Annotated in this window: 8 protein-coding genes; all 8 read left to right on the forward strand. The window is 65.4% G+C overall.

The genetic code is table 11. From position 1 onward, the window contains the following. A partial coding sequence (locus tag JNK68_14220; protein ID MBL8541498.1) for a nitrogenase iron-molybdenum cofactor biosynthesis protein NifN occupies positions 1–771 on the forward strand: 771 nt, incomplete at its 5' end. Between the two features lie 10 nt (positions 772–781). Continuing rightward, on the forward strand, positions 782–1,189 hold the full coding sequence (nifX, locus tag JNK68_14225; protein MBL8541499.1) for a nitrogen fixation protein NifX: 408 nt from the start codon (positions 782–784) through the stop codon (positions 1,187–1,189). Further along, positions 1,186–1,653: a NifX-associated nitrogen fixation protein gene (locus JNK68_14230; GenBank protein MBL8541500.1), complete on the forward strand. Its 468-nt coding sequence runs from the start codon at positions 1,186–1,188 to the stop codon at positions 1,651–1,653. The genes nifX and JNK68_14230 overlap by 4 nt, the downstream gene beginning before the upstream one ends. Positions 1,654–1,662: 9 nt before the next feature. After that, a complete protein-coding gene (locus tag JNK68_14235) occupies positions 1,663–1,860 on the forward strand; it encodes a hypothetical protein (GenBank protein MBL8541501.1) in 198 nt (65 codons plus the stop codon). Between the two features lie 35 nt (positions 1,861–1,895). Further along, positions 1,896–2,201: a ferredoxin III, nif-specific gene (fdxB, locus tag JNK68_14240; GenBank protein MBL8541502.1), complete on the forward strand. Its 306-nt coding sequence runs from the start codon at positions 1,896–1,898 to the stop codon at positions 2,199–2,201. Between the two features lie 128 nt (positions 2,202–2,329). Further along, the gene (locus JNK68_14245; GenBank protein ID MBL8541503.1) at positions 2,330–2,536 is read left to right on the forward strand and encodes a TOBE domain-containing protein; all 207 of its coding nucleotides are present in this window, start codon (positions 2,330–2,332) and stop codon (positions 2,534–2,536) included. A gap of 5 nt (positions 2,537–2,541) precedes the next feature. Next, positions 2,542–3,147, forward strand: a complete 606-nt coding sequence (locus tag JNK68_14250) for a nitrogen fixation protein NifQ (protein MBL8541504.1) — start codon at positions 2,542–2,544, stop codon at positions 3,145–3,147. A gap of 25 nt (positions 3,148–3,172) precedes the next feature. Next, the coding region (gene modA, locus JNK68_14255) for a molybdate ABC transporter substrate-binding protein (protein ID MBL8541505.1) at positions 3,173–3,718 on the forward strand (546 nt) is incomplete at its 3' end.

Consider the following 3,718-nt stretch of genomic DNA (forward strand, 5'->3'; position numbering starts at 1 on the left):
GATCTTTCCGGGTCGCTCGACGGACACATGAGCGACGCCTTCACGCCGACCACCTTGGGGGGTGCGACGGTTGCCGATGTGCGCAACCTCGGCGCCTCCGTGTTCACGGTCGCCATCGGCGAGCAGATGCGCGCGCCGGCCGAGCGTCTGCGCGAGAAGTGCGGCGTGGCGTATCAGGTGTTCGACCGGCTCACCGGACTCGCTGCAAACGATGCGCTGATGCGCACGCTGACCGAACTTTCCGGCCGCCCGGTGCCGCAGCGTCTGCGTCGCCAGCGCAGTCAATTGCAGGACGCCATGCTCGATGCGCACTTCTTCCTCGGCGGCCAGAGCTTCGCCATCGGCGCCGAGCCCGATCTGCTGTATGCCGTCGCCTCGATGGTGGCCGACCTGGGCGGCACCGTTGCCGCCGCAGTGACGACGACCAAATCGCCGATCCTCGAACGCGTGCCGGCGGACGAGGTGGTGATCGGTGACCTCGAAGATCTGGAGACGCGTGCGAAAGACTGCGCCATGCTGCTCACTCACGCGCACGGCCGTCAGGCGTCGCAGCGCCTCGGCATTCCGCTCTACCGCATCGGCATTCCGATGTTCGACCGGCTCGGCGCTGCGCATCGCGTCAGCGTCGGCTACCGGGGCACGCGCGATCTCGTCTTCGACCTCGCCAACGTCCTCATGGCCGTCGAGCACGGACACAAACCCACCGACTGGCCGCTGCCGCCCGCTGCGCTTGCCGCGGCGCGCGGTGAGCCTTCGATCCAACCCGCTTGAGGAACCGACGATGAAAGTCGCATTCGCCACCCAGGACAAGCAGCGCGTCGACGCCCACTTCGGCTGGGCGAAACATCTTGCCGTCTACGACGTAACCCCCGAGGGCTACACCTACGTGCAGACCTTCGAATTCGGCGGCGAGCTCGACGAGGACGGCAACGAGGACAAGCTCGCACCCAAGCTCGACGCCATTCTCGACTGCGCGATCGTGTATGTGGCCGCCATCGGCGGCTCGGCGGCTGCCCGCGTCGTTGCCTCGAAGATCCATCCCGTCAAGGTGCAGCAGCCGGAGCCGATCCTCGACATTCTCGACCGACTGCAGGAAGTCCTGCAGGGCACGCCGCCCCCCTGGCTGCGCAAGGCGCTCGCCAAGGGGCAGACGCGCACGAACGATTTCGAAGACGAGGTGACCGAATGACCGAGGCCGTTGCAACCGCCGTCGAGGCACTGGATGCGCCGTTCGTGCGCGAACTCGTGAAGCAGATCCGCGCGCAGGACACGCATGGCGCCTGGGACGGCAAGGCTGACGACGCCCTGCTTGCGCCGTACGTGCTCTCAGCCGAGCAGCGCCGCGCGCTGCCGCTCATGGGCGATCCCGATCCGGAGACGCTCTGGCGCATGGAGCTTTTCTACAACGCGGTCGGGCTCGCCATCGAGCGCGCCACCGGCGTCATGGTCGCGCCCATGATGAAGATGCATCACGAAGGCTTCGGCCGCCTGGTGCTCATCGCCGGTCGCCTCGTGGTCGGCAACAGGAATCTGCGGGACGTGCACCGCTTCGGCTTTCCGACCCTGGAGAAGCTGGAGGAGACCGGTTCGAAGCTCGTCGCCGACGGCGTCGAGATGATCCGCAAGTTTCCCGACGTTGCCCACTACGGATAGGAGTCTCGCATGGACGATATCGAAACCCTGAAGACGAAGGTCAAGAAGCTCAACGCACAGGCCACACAGGCCAAGATGGACCTGCACGATCTGTCGGAGGAACTGCCGATCAACTGGGATCGCATCCTGGAGGTGGCCGAGCGCACGCACACCGCCTACCGCGACCTCACCGAGGCACGCAAGGCGCTCGCCGCCGCAGGCGCGTAAGCGAAACCCGTCACCATCAGCAAGGAGCACCCGCAATGGCCGCCTTTACCGTGACCCTGCCGAGCGGCGAGGTCTGGACACCGCAGTTCGTGACCGAGCTGAATCAGGACACCTGCATCGGCTGCGGTCGTTGCTTTCGCGTCTGTGCCCGCGACGTTCTCCAACTGGTCGGGCTGACCGACGAAGGCGAGCGCGTGGCGCTCGATTCGGACGACGATGACGACGAATACGAGAAGCGCGTGATGACCGTGGCGCACCCGGAAAACTGTGTCGGCTGCGAGGCTTGCGCAAAGATCTGTCCCAAGAAGTGCTACACACACGCCCCGGCGACGGCGTGCTAGAGTCGGGTCTCCCGGCTACGGCAGCGAGCGTCTATGCACTGTCGTGCATACCGTTGCCACAGTGCTTCGCGCAGATGTTCCGGGCGCGGTCCGGCTCGATCTGCGCATCTGCCATGGAGGCCGTCAGCATGAAGTCCAGTGTTCGCAATCGTCTCGAAGGAAAAATCATCAACATCGTCAAGGGCGGTGCCGTTGCCGAGGTGGACGTGGAAACCGCGGCGGGGATCGTGTCATCCGTGATCACGACGCGCTCGCTGGAGGAAACCGGCCTCAAGGTCGGCGACACGGTGGTGGCCGCGTTCAAGTCGACTATGGTGTTCATCGAGAAGTCCTGAGCGCGTTGAATTCTCTCGCGCCTCTCCTCGCGGCCTCTCCCTCGGCGCAGTCGCCGGCCGCGCTCTTGGCATTCGCCCGCGATTCAGCGGACACCGCGACCCTGGCCTTCGCCGGGGTCATCGGCAGCGCCTGGCGGCATCACGGAGTCGGGGTGCTGCCATTCCTCGGCGTCGATGCTGCCGCGACGCGCCGACTGCTCGAGCGCTATTTCCCCGGGGCGGACGCCGCGTTCCGCGTTCCCTGGGACGCGCTGGCGAACGCCGAGCGCGGCTTCAGCCGCGACGACGAGATCGAAGACCTGCTGCAGCTGCTGCTCGACCATTGCACCCGCGACGACGAGGAAACACGCTGGGTCGCGCACGCGGTGGCGACCGCCTGCATGGGCGACGACCACCTGTGGCAGGACATGGGCCTGCCGAGCCGTGCAGTACTGTCGCAGCTCCTGGATCGTTACTTCACCGCGCTCTCCCGCAGGAACACGGGCGACATGAAGTGGAAGAAGTTCTTCTACAAGCAGTTGTGCGAGCGCGCGGAGATCTTCATCTGCAAGTCGCCAAGCTGCGGCACGTGCATCGATTACGATCGCTGCTTCGGTTCCGAAGATTCCTGAACCAACCTCTGAGGAACAAAGCTACATGAAACGCATCAGCCGACTCTGGCAGACCGGTGTGCTCGCGCTCGCACTTCTCGCGCCGCTGTACGCACTCGCAGAAGAACTTGTGGTCTCCGCGGCGGCGAGTCTCACCAATGCCTTCAAGGGAATCGGCGCGTCGTTCGAGCAAACGCATCCGGGCGTAAAGGTGGTATTCAACTTCGCCGCGTCCGGACCGCTGCTGCAGCAGATCGCGCAGGGGGCGCCGGCCGACATCTTCGCCTCGGCCGACCAGGAAAGCATGGACAAGGCGCAGCAGCAGAATCTCATCGTCGCCGCGACGCGCACGGATTTCGTGGCGAACAAGCTGGTGCTCGTCACCCCCGCCGATTCGGCACTCGGCGTCAAGTCGCTCGCCGACCTGACCAAGCCTGAAGTGAAACGGATTGCGATCGGCAGCCCGACTTCAGTCCCGGCCGGGCGTTATGCCAAGGGGGCGCTCGAAGCGGCGAAGCTGTGGGACACGCTGACGCCGAAGTTCGTCTTTGCCGATTCGGTGCGCCAGGCGCTAGCGTACGTGGCGCGCACC

The organism is Betaproteobacteria bacterium (genome assembly GCA_016791345.1).
Taxonomy (GTDB): domain Bacteria; phylum Pseudomonadota; class Gammaproteobacteria; order Burkholderiales; family JAEUMW01; genus JAEUMW01.

Excerpts from the sequence above, each read along its gene's own strand:
- nifX (MBL8541499.1), top strand. The coding sequence starts at position 782 with ATGAAAGTCGCATTCGCCACCCAGGACAAGCAGCGCGTCGACGCCCAC.
- JNK68_14230 (MBL8541500.1), top strand. The coding sequence starts at position 1,186 with ATGACCGAGGCCGTTGCAACCGCCGTCGAGGCACTGGATGCGCCGTTC.
- JNK68_14235 (MBL8541501.1), top strand. The coding sequence starts at position 1,663 with ATGGACGATATCGAAACCCTGAAGACGAAGGTCAAGAAGCTCAACGCA.
- fdxB (MBL8541502.1), top strand. The coding sequence starts at position 1,896 with ATGGCCGCCTTTACCGTGACCCTGCCGAGCGGCGAGGTCTGGACACCG.
- JNK68_14245 (MBL8541503.1), top strand. The coding sequence starts at position 2,330 with ATGAAGTCCAGTGTTCGCAATCGTCTCGAAGGAAAAATCATCAACATC.